The 15,151-nt window shown below is 30.8% G+C and carries 13 protein-coding genes; 4 read left to right on the top strand and 9 right to left on the bottom strand.

The features are described 5' to 3' along the window. Nucleotides 1–27 precede the first annotated feature (27 nt). Both B4H69_RS00955 and gcvT read left to right on the top strand, forming a co-directional pair. Nucleotides 28–390: a hypothetical protein gene (locus B4H69_RS00955; RefSeq protein ID WP_180905045.1), complete on the top strand. Its 363-nt coding sequence runs from the start codon at nt 28–30 to the stop codon at nt 388–390. Nucleotides 391–468: 78 nt separating this feature from the next. After that, nucleotides 469–1,545, top strand: coding sequence for a glycine cleavage system aminomethyltransferase GcvT (gene gcvT, locus B4H69_RS00960; protein ID WP_115001576.1), 1,077 nt, complete (start codon nt 469–471; stop codon nt 1,543–1,545). A 284-nt stretch (nt 1,546–1,829) separates the two neighbouring features. Here gcvT and B4H69_RS00965 read toward each other — a convergent pair whose 3' ends face one another. The 9 genes from B4H69_RS00965 to B4H69_RS01005 form a co-directional block, all read right to left on the bottom strand. Then, nucleotides 1,830–2,330 (bottom strand): DinB family protein, encoded by a 501-nt coding sequence (locus B4H69_RS00965; RefSeq protein WP_038332119.1) that lies wholly within the window; start codon nt 2,328–2,330, stop codon nt 1,830–1,832. Between the two features lie 89 nt (nt 2,331–2,419). Further along, complete coding sequence (locus tag B4H69_RS00970; protein ID WP_244957963.1) at nt 2,420–2,860, bottom strand: hypothetical protein; 441 nt, start codon at nt 2,858–2,860, stop codon at nt 2,420–2,422. After that, nucleotides 2,841–4,649 (bottom strand): excinuclease ABC subunit UvrC, encoded by a 1,809-nt coding sequence (uvrC, locus tag B4H69_RS00975; protein ID WP_180905049.1) that lies wholly within the window; start codon nt 4,647–4,649, stop codon nt 2,841–2,843. Before uvrC ends, B4H69_RS00970 begins: the two co-directional genes overlap by 20 nt. Next, on the bottom strand, nt 4,649–7,759 hold the full coding sequence (locus B4H69_RS00980) for a UvrD-helicase domain-containing protein (RefSeq protein WP_291092413.1): 3,111 nt from the start codon (nt 7,757–7,759) through the stop codon (nt 4,649–4,651). The genes uvrC and B4H69_RS00980 overlap by 1 nt, the downstream gene beginning before the upstream one ends. 125 nt (nt 7,760–7,884) lie before the next feature. Next, entirely contained in the window at nt 7,885–8,499 is a 615-nt protein-coding gene (locus B4H69_RS00985) for a porin family protein (protein ID WP_180905051.1), read from the bottom strand. Between the two features lie 54 nt (nt 8,500–8,553). Beyond that, the gene (locus tag B4H69_RS00990) at nt 8,554–10,188 is read right to left on the bottom strand and encodes a M56 family metallopeptidase (RefSeq protein ID WP_291092415.1); all 1,635 of its coding nucleotides are present in this window, start codon (nt 10,186–10,188) and stop codon (nt 8,554–8,556) included. A gap of 84 nt (nt 10,189–10,272) precedes the next feature. Further along, nucleotides 10,273–10,650 carry a BlaI/MecI/CopY family transcriptional regulator gene (locus tag B4H69_RS00995; protein ID WP_038331851.1) on the bottom strand — a complete coding sequence of 126 codons (378 nt, stop codon included), beginning with the start codon at nt 10,648–10,650 and terminating at the stop codon, nt 10,273–10,275. Between the two features lie 134 nt (nt 10,651–10,784). Next, complete coding sequence (locus tag B4H69_RS01000; RefSeq protein ID WP_052217537.1) at nt 10,785–11,420, bottom strand: porin family protein; 636 nt, start codon at nt 11,418–11,420, stop codon at nt 10,785–10,787. A 148-nt stretch (nt 11,421–11,568) separates the two neighbouring features. Continuing rightward, a complete protein-coding gene (locus B4H69_RS01005) occupies nt 11,569–12,825 on the bottom strand; it encodes a 3-deoxy-D-manno-octulosonic acid transferase (RefSeq protein WP_291092418.1) in 1,257 nt (418 codons plus the stop codon). A 100-nt stretch (nt 12,826–12,925) separates the two neighbouring features. On the opposite strand from B4H69_RS01005, the gene B4H69_RS01010 reads away from it, so the two are divergent. Both B4H69_RS01010 and galE read left to right on the top strand, forming a co-directional pair. Continuing rightward, nucleotides 12,926–14,041: a DegT/DnrJ/EryC1/StrS family aminotransferase gene (locus tag B4H69_RS01010; RefSeq protein WP_180905055.1), complete on the top strand. Its 1,116-nt coding sequence runs from the start codon at nt 12,926–12,928 to the stop codon at nt 14,039–14,041. Nucleotides 14,042–14,137: 96 nt separating this feature from the next. Beyond that, nucleotides 14,138–15,151 (top strand): UDP-glucose 4-epimerase GalE, encoded by a 1,014-nt coding sequence (gene galE / locus B4H69_RS01015; RefSeq protein ID WP_115001563.1) that lies wholly within the window; start codon nt 14,138–14,140, stop codon nt 15,149–15,151.

Consider the following 15,151-nt stretch of genomic DNA (forward strand, 5'->3'; position numbering starts at 1 on the left):
CTTTTAATCTACGAATTAACCAAAAAGATGGATTTTAAAAAAATTTTGACCATATCAATTGTCGTTTTATTGATTTTAGTTGGTGTTGCAATTATTATTGGAAGTAACAAAGATCGACGTGTTTTCTTTATTGAAAGCTTCGATAAACCAATTGAAAATGTTATTAATTCTCGTTTGGATACAGATTATTCGTACGAAATTGTAAAAGTAAAAGGTAAAACAAACGATACCATTTTGATTATTCCTTGTGAAGGTTGTCAACCGTTGAAATTATCAGGAAAAATAAACGAAAAGTTTATGAACAAATTTGGTAAAGGAAAATCGGTTATGCGTTTCGAGCCGTATAAAGCGACGGAAGGGAATTTAAAAATTATTCACAAAATTAGATAATCTTCTATTTAAGAAATTTTCCTAACAATTAATTCCTTATTTTTGGGAGAATTATAAACTTATCAAAGCAAACAAACAATGAAAGTAACTGCATTAAACCAAAAGCACAAAGATTTAGGTGCGAAAATGGTTCCTTTTGCTGGATATGAAATGCCAGTGCAATACGCAGGTGTTAACCAAGAACACTTTGCTGTTCGCGAAAAAGTTGGTGTTTTTGACGTTTCTCACATGGGACAATTTTTTGTAAAAGGAGAAAAAGCAACAGACTTATTACAACACTTATTGACGAATGATGTAACGAAAGTTGCCATTGGTCAAGCTCAATATAATGCAATGCCAAACGAAAAAGGAGGTATTGTAGATGATTTAATCATTTATAAAATCTCTGATGATGAGTGGATGGCAGTTGTAAATGCATCTAACATCGATAAAGATTGGGAATGGATGAACAAACACAATACGTTTGGTGCAGAATTAACAAACAAATCTGATGAGATGTCTTTGTTAGCAATCCAAGGTCCAAAAGCAATCGAAGCGATGCAGTCGTTGACAGATGTTAATTTAGCTGAAATTCCGTTCTATCATTTCGCAATTGGTACGTTTGCAGGTATGGAAAATGTGATTATTTCTGCAACTGGTTACACTGGTTCTGGAGGTTTCGAGATTTATTTCGCGAATGAGCAAGCAAACGAAATGTGGGACAAAGTAATGGAAGCTGGAAAATCTTTCGATATCGAGCCTTGTGGTTTAGCTTCTCGTGACACGTTACGTTTAGAGAAAGGTTATTGTTTATACGGAAATGATATCAACGATGATACAACTCCATTAGAAGCTGGTCTTGCTTGGGTAACGAAATTGGATACAAATTTTATTTCTTCTGATATTTTGAAAGCTCAAAAAGAAGCTGGAGTTGAGAAGAAATTAGTTGGTTTCAAAATGATCGAAAGAGGAATTCCTCGTCACGATTATAAAGTTGTAGACGATAACGAGAATACAATCGGTATTGTAACTTCTGGAACGCAGTCTCCAATGTTGAAACAAGGAATTGGTTTAGCTTACGTTCATACAGATTTTGCAAAAGTTGGAACAACAATCAGAATTCAGATTCGTGATAAAAATGTATTAGCAGAAGTTGTAAAAACTCCTTTTGTTTAAAACAATATAAAGTCAAAATATAAAAAAGCTTTCGAGGATTTCGAAAGCTTTTTTTATGAATTCATATTAATTGATACATTTATTGATGTCTTTTTTAGATAAAATTAATAAAATAGATTATTAACTACGAATATTATAAAATTGTTAATATTTCTTAAAAAAAACACAACTTAGATTTGTTTAAATATGATATATGTTATATTTTTGAGATAACAATATTACTGATCAGTAATACAATTAACACTAATTATGATTTTAAGACCTCTTATTTAAGAGGTCTTTTTTTATTGAAACTTTTGAGAATCAGCACTTGGCCCATAACTCGAAGGTAAATCTATTCCCAATAGACGATAAAATACCCCTAATTGAGCGCGATGATGCGTGATTTGATTTAGCGCATGACGAATTGCTTCATATTTTGTAAAATCTGCAAAGACTGTATCACCAGCAACAATTTTCCAATTATCTTTCAATTGTTCGTCTGTTGCGTTTTTTAATGCATTTTCACCCGATTCATAATCATCGTCTAATTTCTTTTGAAAATCTTGCACAGAAGTAAAACTTGTTGGTTTGTAATCTCCTGTAGCAAAATCTAATTTATCAGTTGTTAAAATCAAAGCTGGCCACGCAAATATTTCGACAATATGATTTGTCAACATTGTAATGTCCATACTTTTTTCATGAGGTTTGTATGTCGTTTTATCCTCAGGAAATCTAGCAATAAATTCTTTGGTAATTTGATACTCGTTTTGCAATTCTTTTGCTAATAATTCTACTATTTTCATGTTGTTTTGATTTGTAGTTAAAAGGTACAAATTTTTGAAATAATTCATAAAAAAAACTGCTTTACTAAATTGTAAAGCAGTTTATATTTTTAGATATCGTCTGTATATAAATCAATAATTGGACGAGGTTTTTTTCGCTTGATTTGAGTCAGCCAATAGACAAAAATTCCGATTCCATTTCCAAAAATAATAATCGTAATCCAGACCAAACGATCATCACTTTTTATCAAATTTGGATTCTTTAAAGCATGCACAATAAAGTATACAAAAGAAATCACGCCAGTGAAAAAACTCATCAATACCAAAAAGATAAAAATGATAAGATTTCCTAATAACGCACTCAATAACGATTTAGAACTTCCTAAATGTCCTAGCTGCGCATCGAGCGTGCTAAACATAGAATAAAAAATTCCAAAATAACTTAACAAGCCAAGTACAAATAAAGTGATAGGAACAATTGCCAAAGTGGCTTGTAGCTTTGGATTGTTCAAAAGAGACGTTAAATCTCTGTCAATTAGTAGATTTTTCATCATTCGAAAAATAATCTTTTATTTTTTTTGCTTTAGATTTTCCTATACAATCGGTTAATTCTAACAAAGATGCATTTTTTATTCGTTCGACCGATTTAAATTTTGTTAATAATTCTTTAATTGTTTGCGGACCGATACCTTCTATTTCTTCCAAAACCGAATTATAAGCGTTTTTGCTTCGTCGATTTCGGTGGCGTGTAATTCCAAATCGATGCGATTCATCTCGCACATGTTGAAGCACTTTCAAGGTTTCAGAATTTTTGTCCAAATATAACGGATAAGGATCATCTGGATAATAAATTTCTTCTAAACGCTTCGCAATTCCAATCACCGAAACTTTTCCGCGTAAACCCAAACGATTAATCGATTTTAGAGCCGAACTTAATTGTCCTTTTCCACCATCAATCAAAATTAATTGAGGCAAAGATTCTCCTTCAGCCAAAACTCTCGAATATCGTCTTTCAATCACCTCTTCCATTGTTGCAAAATCATTTGGTCCTTCTACGGTTTTTACATTGAAAATGCGATAATCTTTCTTACTTGGTTTTCCATTTTTGAACACCACACAAGCCGAAACAGGATTCGTTCCTTGAATGTTAGAGTTATCAAAACCTTCTATATGTCGAGGTTCTGTGGGTAAACGCAAATCAACTTTCATCTGATTCATGATACGATTTGTATGACGATCAGGATCGACGATTTTAGTTTGTTTAAGCTGTTCTAAACGATAAATTCGGGTATTTTTTAACGATAAATCGACAATATGTTTTTTATCTCCAATTTTTGGAACTGTAATTTTTCTGAACGGAATTTCTAAACTCAATTCGAATGGAACATAAATTTCTTTCGAAGTTAAATTAAATCGATCTGAGAAATCAATAATTGCGCGTTCTAATAAATCTTCGTCCGTTTCGTCCAATTTCTTTTTCCATTCCTCCGTATGCGACTGTATAATTGCACCGTGATAAATTTTCATGAAATTGACATACGCATATTCTTCGTCCGACGTAATCGAAAAAACATCAACATTGGTAATCGTAGGCGAAACAATTGTAGAACGAGATTGATAATTCTGTAACGCTTCGATTTTTTCTTTAATCATTTGCGCTTTTTCAAACTTCAAATCCGATGCATATTTTGTCATTTGGTTAACCAAATATTGCTTTGGTTCGTTAAATTCTCCTTTGATGATATTACGAATTGCCGAAATTTGCTCGTTGTATTCTTCCTCGGTTTGATAAGCTTCACAAGGCCCAAGACAATTACCAATATGGTATTCCAAGCAAACTTTGAATTTATGATTTTCGATATTTTTCTCACTCAAATCATACGAACATGTTCTTAGTTGATACAATTCTTTGATCAAACCTAACAAAACTTTCATCGCTTTTCCGTTAGAATATGGTCCAAAGTATTCCGAACCATCTTTGATAGCATTTCGAGTCGAAAAAATACGTGGAAATCGTTCATTTTTGATGCAAATCCAAGGATAGGTTTTGTCATCTCTTAACAGGATATTGTATCGTGGCTGATGCTCTTTAATCAAATTATTTTCCAACAACAACGCGTCATATTCAGAATTTACGTTGATGGTTTCGATGTTATCGATATTACTCACCAAAACACGCAAACGTTTCGAATCGTGTTGTTTATTGAAATACGAATTCACGCGACGCTTCAAGTTTTTCGCTTTACCAATGTATAACAAATCTCCTTTTTTGTTATAATACTGATAAACACCGGGTGTTTCGGGTAAACTCGCTAATTTTAATTTTACATTTTCATTCATCAAAATACCTCTACAACATTTATTTTTTGCTGTTCATCATCAATATAAATCAAGATTTTGGTCTGAATATTATAACCTAAATTTCTAAAAAAATCGGCATATCTATTCACTTGAAAATGATGATCTAAATCGGGTTGACCAGTTTTATAATCGATAATCGAACAATTATTTTCTTCATCAATTACCACACGGTCGGCTCTGAAAATTTGTCCATTTTCATCAATAAAATCGCGTTCATTCAAAACCGTTAAACCTCTAGCAAAATATGGAACTAATTTAGCATCTTGTAATAAATTTTGCAAGGTTTTTTGCAGATGTTCTACATTTTCGGCTGAAATTGTACCACGTTGTTTTTCACTTTCAATGATTTTTGGTAAATCATTTTGTGTCACAATTTGCGATAAAATGTTATGAACTGTATTTCCAAATTCGGTGAATTTCAACTTTTCCTGTGCTTTTTCCGAATTGGTATTAATTACTAAACGCGTATTCCAATCCGAAGAATAAATTTTTAATTCAGCCGAAGAATTTTCTATAATTTTTGGAATTGAAATTCGTTCAGGAGAACCTTTCAAAATAACTTCATCTTCAGAAAAACCTTTACTGAAAACAAATTCGTGTAAATAATTTGCAATATTTTTAGATTTCGAAGACTCTTTTGGTTTTTGCGCAATCATATACAATTGCTCTTTTGCACGCGTTGTTGCAACATAAAGCGTATTAATTTCATCCAATTGAACCAAATTTTCTTCTTCGTCAATCTTCGATTTTATCGCTTCATTTTTGATTGATTTTAATTCATTATTAATTCCAACATAAAATGTTTCAAACGGATTTTCTTCATCTTTTTGTAATGGAATCCAAATTTTAGAATTCTTACTTTGCCAATCTAAAAACGGCAAAATTACAACTGGAAATTCCAATCCTTTTGATTTATGAATCGTCATAATCTGAATTGCATCGACACCTTTTGGCGTTTTGATACTCGCTTTATCTTTGATTGTCGACCAAAACTCGAGAAATGAATTCAGATCAGATTCATTTTTTGATGAATATTCTAAAATAACATCTAAAAAACTTAAAATATAAGCGGGCGAACGTTCTTGTAAATGTAAAGTTCGAATCGCTTTTTCTGTAAAATCATACAACGAAAGGTTTTGATCTTGAATAAAATCTAAATCAATTCCAAGTGATTTGATTAATTTTAAAAACTTTGGTAAATCACCTTTTAATGCTTTTTCAACTGTGATTGTTAAATCATCCGTTTTGAATAATTCTAATTCATAAGCCACCATCAAAAAACGAATTTTCGATTGTTCGTCTTGTGGATTTGATGTGATTTTGAATAAATATTCAATCAACTGAATTTCGAAAGAATTCTTTAACAACAAAGCTTCATTAGAAATTACAACCAAATTATTTTCGGTCAAATATTTCGCTAACAAAATCCCTTGCGCATTACTACGAACCAAAATCGCAATATCGTTTAATGAAAAACCATTTGCTCGACAATCTTCAATTGTTTTTAGAACCAATTCTAAATTTTGTTCTTTAAATAAATCTTTCGAACGACCTTCTTGTTCAATGAAATTTATTTTGACAAAACCATTTTTTTGATGATTAGTCAATTGTTTATTTCCGATTTCGTACAAATATTGAAAACTCGGCAAATTGAGTTGCGGCGCGATAAACGAATACAATTCATTGTTAAATTGAATAATATTTTCGTGACTTCGCCAGTTTTTTTCTAATTCTTCAACTTTAATATTTTCTTCCTCTTTTCGATCAATTAAATCAATCATTTGCGCAGGATTTCCACCTCGCCAACGATAAATAGACTGTTTTGCATCGCCAACCAACATAATTGTGTCAGATTGCGCGCGTGCATTTTCGACCAACGGATTCAGATTATTCCATTGTAACGTCGATGTATCCTGAAATTCATCTATAAAATAATGATTGTAGCGCGAACCAATTCGTTCGTAAATAAAATTGGCTGGCTGTTGTTGCAGATTTTTACTGATAATGGTATTAAATTCATTAATCAATAAAACATTTGAATCTTTTTTGATCGAATCCAATGATTTTTCAACTTCATTAATCAATGAAATCGAGGATATATTTTTTTGAATTGAGGTTAACAAAAGTAAGTGATCATTGATGTTCGCAGCTTTTTCGAACAAATCTTTCACTTGAGGAAAAATAGATTCTGCTGTTGCATCTTTCACTTTCGAAAGATAACCTTCTTCCAAAATATCTTTTGTATTCGCATCGGTTGGTAAAATCAAACCAAAACCATCAAAGTTTTTTAATTTCTGGAAAAAAGCAGCAATTCCTCGACTTTTTCCTGGTAATTCATTTACCGAAATTCCATTGTTTGCAAGCAATTCGAAAAACTCATTTCCAATTGTAATCAAGCCATCTTTCAAAGTTTTTATATCATCAAAAATGACTTTTCGATAACGAATAAATTCGTCTAACGAAATGTTTTTTAATTTTTCTAAATCTTGTAAATGGCGATCATTAGAAATGTCCGAAGTGTCTGAAGAAAGCGTTTTTCGAATATCCCACGATTTATTTTCGTCCATATTATCCAACGCAATTTTGATCATTGTTTGCGTTAGTTTTTCGTCTTCACCAATTTTTGAATACAACAAATCAACGGATTCATTAATGATTTCATTTGTATTCATTTCGACATCAAAATTCATGGATAAACCTAAATCTTGCGCAAAAGATTTCATCAATCGAAGATTAAATTTATCAATCGTAGAAATCGAAAATTTAGAATAATTATGAAGAATTGCAATCAGAATATTGTATGCTTTTGTCTTAATGATTTCAGGCTTCAAATTCAGTTCCGAAGCTAATTCGAGAATATATTGATCTTCTTTTGGGTTAGGATTTTTTGCAATTTCTTCTAAAGTTTCGATGATACGTTCCTTCATTTCACCCGCCGCTTTATTCGTAAACGTAATAGCTAAAATGTGTTCGAAATGATAATCGCTTTCATTCGTCAATAACAACGAAAGAAATTCCTTTACCAAAGTGTAAGTTTTACCTGCTCCAGCGGAAGCATTGTAAATTTTGAAATCGCCTGCTTGTAACAAATTCTGAATTTTTAGGAAAGTTAAACAATCTTCTCAAAAATAAGAAATCAGAATGCCAAAACATGACGTACAAAAAAAGGAAACTCGTGCGAGTTTCCTTTTTTGAATATGTTATAAAAGAATGATTAGAATGAATATCCTAAACCAACTGAAAATACAGAATTTTTTATATCTCCTCCGTTTTCATCAGAGATATTTGAAAGTCCAAAATTGTAACGAGCTCCTGCATTAAGACCATTAGAAAATTCGTATCCTAATCCAATGTTTAAACCAAAATCTGTAGATTTTAAGTAATCTTTCATGTCTTGATCAGTGTCTATTTTTTGTCCTAAAGCTGTTGTTTTAACGTTAGCTTTTGCATTAACTAAGAAACCAATTTGAGGTCCAGCTTCAATATTAAAATTTTGAGTTGGATAGAATTTGATCATTAATGGAACATTAATATAATCTAATTTATATTTCACGTCTGCATTAACATTTCCAATTTCTTGATTAACATAAATTTGTCCTGACTCTTTAGCTCCTTGAGCTGAATATAACAATTCAGGTTGAAACGCAAATTTCTCAGCAAATTTTATATTAGCATAACCTCCAACATGAAAACCTACTTTTGCATCAGCATTTTGGTTATCTCCAGATAAATTTGATACATTAAGACCTGCTTTAGCTCCAAATTTAGTTTGAGCATTTGTATTAATAGCGAAAGCTAATAATGGAATAAAAAATAAACATTTTTTCATATAAGTAAAATTTTAAAGTTTGAGTAAAGATATAACAATAATGTAAAAAAGGTACTAACTTTTATTCTTTTTACGCTCTCCTTTTTGTAGTATTTCGATTTCTTTTATTTGCTTTTTAGTATTTTGCTCATCAAGCTTCAACTCTGTTCGCTTTTTATCTAATTGTTTAGATAATGATTCATTAGATTCCGTAAATTTATATTCTACTGAATATCCATTCTTTGGAAGAATCGTAATATTCACATCATCACTATTTATATTATTAACTTTTAAACTTGTAATTGTTTTAGGAGATTTGGATAAATCAAATTCACCATTTTTATTATTTGTAATATAAACCTTATCAATTTCTGAACTAATAATTCTATGCTCAACGCCGTTTTTGTCCGTGTAAATTGAATAACCATTTTTCAACGTAATATTATTTTTTACTGTTGGCATTTTAGCTGTTTTTACTTTTTTATTGATATTCGGAATATCTTTTTCTGAATTGAAAATTTTGATGATACTTGAATCTTTTTTGATAACTTCAATAAAATCTTCACCTCCGCTTTTTCTTACAAAAACTTTTTCGATATCTTTTGGATCAATTTTTTGCAAAATTTTTCCGTCCGTTCCATATAAAATCGTTGGAGTCAACTCTTTTTTCAAGACAATATCTTTTATTTTGATAGAATCATTCAGAATAATATCTCCAGCATCATTCAAGATAATTTTGTTTTGTGCATTACTTTTCAAAATCGTTTTTAACTCATCTTTCGTAATCACTTTTTCTATTGGTGTAGCTGTTTTGACTTGATCAGTTTTGAGAAGCGAATCTCTTAAAGTAGTTGCTTGTCCAAGAAGAATTTGGGCTTGCGATTGAACAGGTTTTTCCAACGCTTGTTCCACTTTTTGAGCTTTTTTCTCTACTTCTTGCGCAAACGATTTTTGACTAAAAAGTACAAAAGCACTCAATATAAAAGGCAAAGAAGCAAAAGACAGAATTTTTACTTTTCGTTTTGATGTATTTTTTGTCATCATAAGTAGGCGTTTTTTGGTTAGAATAAAATTGAAATTACTCGCCATCATCGATGGATTTTGCGTTGCAATACAATCCAAAATTTGATGTTGGTAAGTTTTTAAATCTGAGTTTCTTTTCAATACATATTCATCTGCCAAAAACTCGTGATTTAGTTTGATTGATTTTTTATAGAAATAAATAAACGGATTGAACCAAAAAAGAATTTGAAAAATTTCAATTAACAAAATGTCCAAACTATGTTTCTGAATGCAATGTGCTTTTTCGTGATCAATTAAATTTTGATGTAAACTTTTTAGTTGCTTTTTCGGAATAAAAATATATTTCCAAAAACTATACGGCTGATTCGAATCTAAATCAAGAATATATGTAATTTCTTGATCTTTGATTTTTTCCTCAGTCTTAATTTTGAACATCAATTCGTACAAATTGTAGATAAATCTTACAAGAAATATTACACCAACAAAAATGTAAATAACATTCAAAATATCACCAAAATTGATTCCTTTTTCTTGTTGCAACAATTCAGGATTTTGCATTAGAAAAGCCAATAATTCGGGCGAAATATTTGTTTCTGTCGCTGTGATAGGCAAATCAATTTTGTACAAAGGCGCGATTAACGAAAATATCAACGAAAACAACAGATAAAATCGATTGATTTTATACATGCTTTCACGTTCCAAAAAAAGTTTATAAAAGGAATATAAAAATCCGGAACAAAGAATAAATTTTATAAAAAACGCAACCATAGGCTATTTCTTTTTACGGTCTATTTCATTGTCAATTATGTCACGTAATTTTTCTAATTCTTCGACCGACATATTGTTCGATTTTGCAAAAAATGAAGCAAATTGTGTTGCCGAATTATTAAAGAAGTTAGAAATCATTCCTTTTACTTCTTTTGAAAAATAATCATCTTTTTTTACCAAAGCATAGTATCGACGCGAGTTTCCCATTTGCTCGTAATCAATATAACCTTTGTCATGCATCCTTTTTAATAAGGTAGAAATTGTAGTATTCGCTGGTTTTGGATCGTCGTAAGAATCGATAATATCTTTTGCAAAAACTTGTTTTCCGCTCCAAATAACTTCCATTACTTCCTCTTCTCTTCTTGATAATTTAACTTTCATATCTACAACTGTATTTTCACTACTACAAATATAGAATTTAATTTAACATGACAAAGTTTTTTTAGAATTATTTAACGATAAAGCACAAAAAAAGGAGCAAAAAAGCTCCTTCCTATATTTAAATTCGAAATAAATTACATTTCAGCTAATTTATATGCTACACCAACGCTAAAGTAAGTATTTGTCAATTTAAAGTTATTATCAATTCCTGTTGGATAATAATCATTAATGTTTGATAATCCTTTTGTAAAACGAGCATTAATTTCTAATTCATCAGTAATTTTGTATGCAGCTCCGAAGTTTAAACCAAAATCAAATGTTTTGAAATTGTCTGTAGCTTTTATTTTAGTATCTGTTTTTCCTTCTTCAGTTTTCATTTTAGCAGAAACTAAAAATCCTAATTGCGGACCAAACTCAACATTTAAACCATCCATAATTTCATAACGTCCCATTAAAGGAATATTAATATTATGTGTTACAAATTTAGCTTTTGAATTGTCATTTGTTTTTAATCCAGCTCCTTGTTTAGAATACAGAAGTTCTGGTTGAAAACTAATTTGATCCGTTATTTTGTAGTTTGCATAACCACCAACATAAAAGTCTGTTCTTAATTTAGTCCCTAAACCATTTCCTTGACTATCAGAGTAAATTTTTCTAGAATCACCAGATAAAGTTGGAAAGTTAAGACCTCCTTTTACTCCTAAATCAATTTGCGCGTTTGCTGCACTTAATCCACCAAAAAGTGCTATTCCTAAGATTAGTTTTTTCATTTTTTTTATTACTTAAGTCTGAGTTATAATATTTAATTCAAAAGTAAAGTTTTATTCATACAGAAGATTGATTTACACTTTAAAAAAATCAATAATGCTTTTTTGATTCACAATTTCTGTGCCTTTTTTGTTAAAAATTGATAAAATTTTAAGATTTACAAATATCATCTAAATATTCTAAAATAATTTTAGTTGCATTTGGTGAATTTTGAACAAAATCTCTAGCTTTTTTTCCACTTTCTTTTCGGAAATTTTCATCGTTCATCAAACGATTCATAATTGTATCAAATTCATTTTGATTAGCAATAGAAAATCCTCCGTCAACTTCTATTAAATCCACAGCTTCCTGAAATTTTTTGTATTTAGGTCCAAAAACGACAGGATTTCCGAAAGTTACCGCTTCTAAAGTATTATGAATTCCTGCACCAAAACCTCCGCCAATATAGGTAATATCTGCATAAAAATAGACTTTTGATAAAATCCCAATTGTGTTGAGAATAAATATTTTCGAATCGATTAAGTATTGTTGCGAAGTTTTTTCTAAATCAGAGAATTTAACTGCTTTTTGATTGATTTTACTTAGAAACGAATTGATTTCAGTATCATTCAAATTATGTGGCGCAAAAACAATTTTCCAATCATCAGTTAATTTTTGATTGATTAAATTCACAAATAACTCTTCATCTTTTGGCCAAGAACTTCCTACCACAATTAATTTCGAATTTTGTTTAAAATCATTCATAAAATCCAATTGATTATCTTGATGAATGATCTGTTTGACACGATCAAATCGCGTATCGCCCGCAATTGTATTTTGAGTGATTTGAATAGAATCTAATAAATCTTTTGACTTTTGATTTTGAACAAAGAAATGATTTATCAAACTTAATTTTTTCGCAAACCAATTTTTTCCATGTTTTTTGAAAAAGTTTTGACTTTCTCTAAAAATAGACGAAACCACAATTGTTGGAATGTTTTGCTGATGTAATTCTGTAATCAAATTGAACCAATATTCGTATTTCACTAAAATCAAAATCTCTGGATGAAGTACTTTTATCAACTTTTCTGCATTCGATTTTGTGTCTAAAGGCAAATAAAAAATAACATCTGCGCCTTGATAATTCTTTCTAATTTCATAACCAGAAGGAGAGAAAAATGAAACAGCAATTTTATGTGTTGGATATTTTTCTTTCAACGCTTCGATCACTGGTCTACCTTGTTCAAATTCGCCTAAAGATGAACAATGCACCCACAAAACTTTATCGGTTTCTGAAATTTTAGAAGCTATTTTTTCTTCCCAATTTTTTCTTCCATCTACCCAAAGTTTTGCCTTTTCATTAAAATTCGAAGCCAATTTTAGCGCCATTCCGTACGCCTTAATTGATGTGTTATAAAATCCTTGCACAATGTTGCAAAGTTAAAAATTTAGAATGAGCTTTTTTTGTACATTTGTTGTAATAATAACGACTTTTTAAAGTTGTAGATTTTGAAAGATTCATTAAGTTATGAAAAAAATACAAATGGTTGACTTACAAAGTCAATATCAAAAAATAAAAGGAGACGTTGATGCAGCAATTTTGAATGTTTTGGATTCGGCTGCTTTTATTAATGGACCAGAAGTAAAACAATTCGAAACTGAATTGCAAGATTACTTAAATGTAAAACACGTAATTCCTTGTGGAAACGGAACTGATGCGTTGCAAATTGCTTTGATGGCGCTAGGTTTAGAGCCAGGTGACGAGGTGATTACGGCAGATTTTACATTTGCTGCAACAGTAGAAGTTGTTGATTTATTGAAATTAAATTCAATATTAGTTGACGTTGATTATGATACTTTTACAATTGATACAGAAAAATTAAAAGCGGCAATCACGCCAAAAACAAAAGCAATTATTCCAGTTCATTTATTTGGTCAATGTGCGAATATGGACGAGATTATGGCAATTGCAAAAGAACATAACTTATATGTTGTAGAAGATACTGCACAAGCTATTGGAGCGGATTACAAAGGTCGAAAAGCTGGAACAATTGGTCACATTGGTTGTACATCTTTCTTTCCTTCAAAAAACTTAGGTTGTTATGGTGATGGTGGAGCAATTTTTACAAATGATGATGATATTGCACATCGTTTACGTGGAATTGTAAATCACGGAATGTACAAACGTTACTACCACGATGAAGTTGGTGTTAACTCTCGTTTGGATTCTGTTCAAGCAGCAGTTTTACGTCGTAAATTACCTTTCTTAAATGATTATAACGCTGCTCGTAACAAAGCTGCGGCTTATTATACAGAAGCTTTTAAAGATATTGATGCATTATTAACGCCTGTAAAAGGAGAAGACACAACTCACGTATTCCATCAATATACGTTACGTGTAACAAATGGTAAACGTAATGAATTACAAGCTTTCTTGACTGAAAAAGAAATTCCTGCGATGATTTATTATCCTGTTCCATTACGCAAACAAAAAGCGTATGATAACGGGCATTATAATGATGCAGATTTTCCAAATACAAACAAATTGGTAGAAGAAGTAATGTCTTTACCAATGCACACAGAGTTAGATGAGGAGCAATTGGCTTACATCACTTCTGCTGTTCGCGAATTTTTTGGAAAATAATTTATCCTAAAAATAATACGAAAAAGCTTCTGATTAGTTTCAGAAGCTTTTTTATTTTCCTAAATTTGATTTCACTATAAAAACTAAATATTAAAAATGAGTAAAATATTAGTAACTGGAGGTTTGGGTTACATTGGTTCGCACACAGTTGTAGCTTTACAAAATGCAGGTTATGAAGTTGTGATTATAGACGACTTATCGAACACAGAAATTAGCGTGTTGGATAAAATTACTTCTATTACTAGAACAAAACCAACTTATTTCGAGATTGATTTAAAAGATCAAGAAAAAGTAAACGAATTTTTCAAAACAAATAAAATAGATGGAATTATCAACTTCGCAGCGCATAAAGCAGTTGGAGAATCTGTTGAAAAACCGTTGATGTATTATCGAAATAATCTTTTAGGTTTAATTAATCTTTTGGATGCAATGAAAGATTTTGATGCTAATAATATTATTTTCAGTTCGTCTTGTACAGTTTACGGACAAGCGGATAAAATGCCTATTGATGAGCAAACTCCACTGAAAAAACCTGAATCTCCTTATGGAAAAACGAAACAAATGGGAGAGGAAATTTTAGAAGATTTCTCAGCAGCCTTTGATAAAAATGTGATTTGTTTACGTTATTTCAATCCAGTAGGTGCGCATCCAACTGCTAAAATTGGAGAATTACCAAAAGGAATTCCAAATAATCTAATTCCTTATGTTACACAAACTGCAGCTGGAATCAGAGAAGCATTATCGGTTTGGGGAGATGATTATCCAACGCGTGACGGAACGGCAATTCGTGATTATATTAATGTAAATGATTTGGCTGATGCACACGTAAAAGCGGTAACTCGTTTGATCGAAAATAAAAATAAAGCAAAGCTAGAATTCTTTAATCTTGGAACGGGAACAGGATCTACGGTTTTAGAAGTTGTTCACGCATTTGAAGATGCCAATGATTTGAAATTGAAATACGAAATCAAAGAGCGTCGCGCAGGAGATATTATCGAAGCTTATGCAAATAACTCTTTAGCAGAAAAAGAATTGGGTTGGAAACCTGAAACAAAATTATCAGAAAGTATGCGTACTGCCTGGGAATGGCAAAAAAGTTTAGAAAAATAA

The organism is Empedobacter sp. UBA6745, assembly GCF_002453775.1.
Taxonomy (GTDB): domain Bacteria; phylum Bacteroidota; class Bacteroidia; order Flavobacteriales; family Weeksellaceae; genus Empedobacter; species Empedobacter falsenii_C.

Bases quoted from the DNA above. Each gene is read 5' to 3' on its own strand.
- gcvT (WP_115001576.1), top strand. From the start codon at position 469: ATGAAAGTAACTGCATTAAACCAAAAGCACAAAGATTTAGGTGCGAAA.
- B4H69_RS00955 (WP_180905045.1), top strand. From the start codon at position 28: ATGGATTTTAAAAAAATTTTGACCATATCAATTGTCGTTTTATTGATT.
- galE (WP_115001563.1), top strand. From the start codon at position 14,138: ATGAGTAAAATATTAGTAACTGGAGGTTTGGGTTACATTGGTTCGCAC.
- B4H69_RS00985 (WP_180905051.1), bottom strand. From the start codon at position 8,499: ATGAAAAAATGTTTATTTTTTATTCCATTATTAGCTTTCGCTATTAAT.
- B4H69_RS00990 (WP_291092415.1), bottom strand. From the start codon at position 10,188: ATGTATAAAATCAATCGATTTTATCTGTTGTTTTCGTTGATATTTTCG.
- B4H69_RS00995 (WP_038331851.1), bottom strand. From the start codon at position 10,650: ATGAAAGTTAAATTATCAAGAAGAGAAGAGGAAGTAATGGAAGTTATT.
- B4H69_RS00970 (WP_244957963.1), bottom strand. From the start codon at position 2,860: ATGAAAAATCTACTAATTGACAGAGATTTAACGTCTCTTTTGAACAAT.
- uvrC (WP_180905049.1), bottom strand. From the start codon at position 4,649: ATGAATGAAAATGTAAAATTAAAATTAGCGAGTTTACCCGAAACACCC.
- B4H69_RS00965 (WP_038332119.1), bottom strand. From the start codon at position 2,330: ATGAAAATAGTAGAATTATTAGCAAAAGAATTGCAAAACGAGTATCAA.
- B4H69_RS01000 (WP_052217537.1), bottom strand. From the start codon at position 11,420: ATGAAAAAACTAATCTTAGGAATAGCACTTTTTGGTGGATTAAGTGCA.
- B4H69_RS01010 (WP_180905055.1), top strand. From the start codon at position 12,926: ATGAAAAAAATACAAATGGTTGACTTACAAAGTCAATATCAAAAAATA.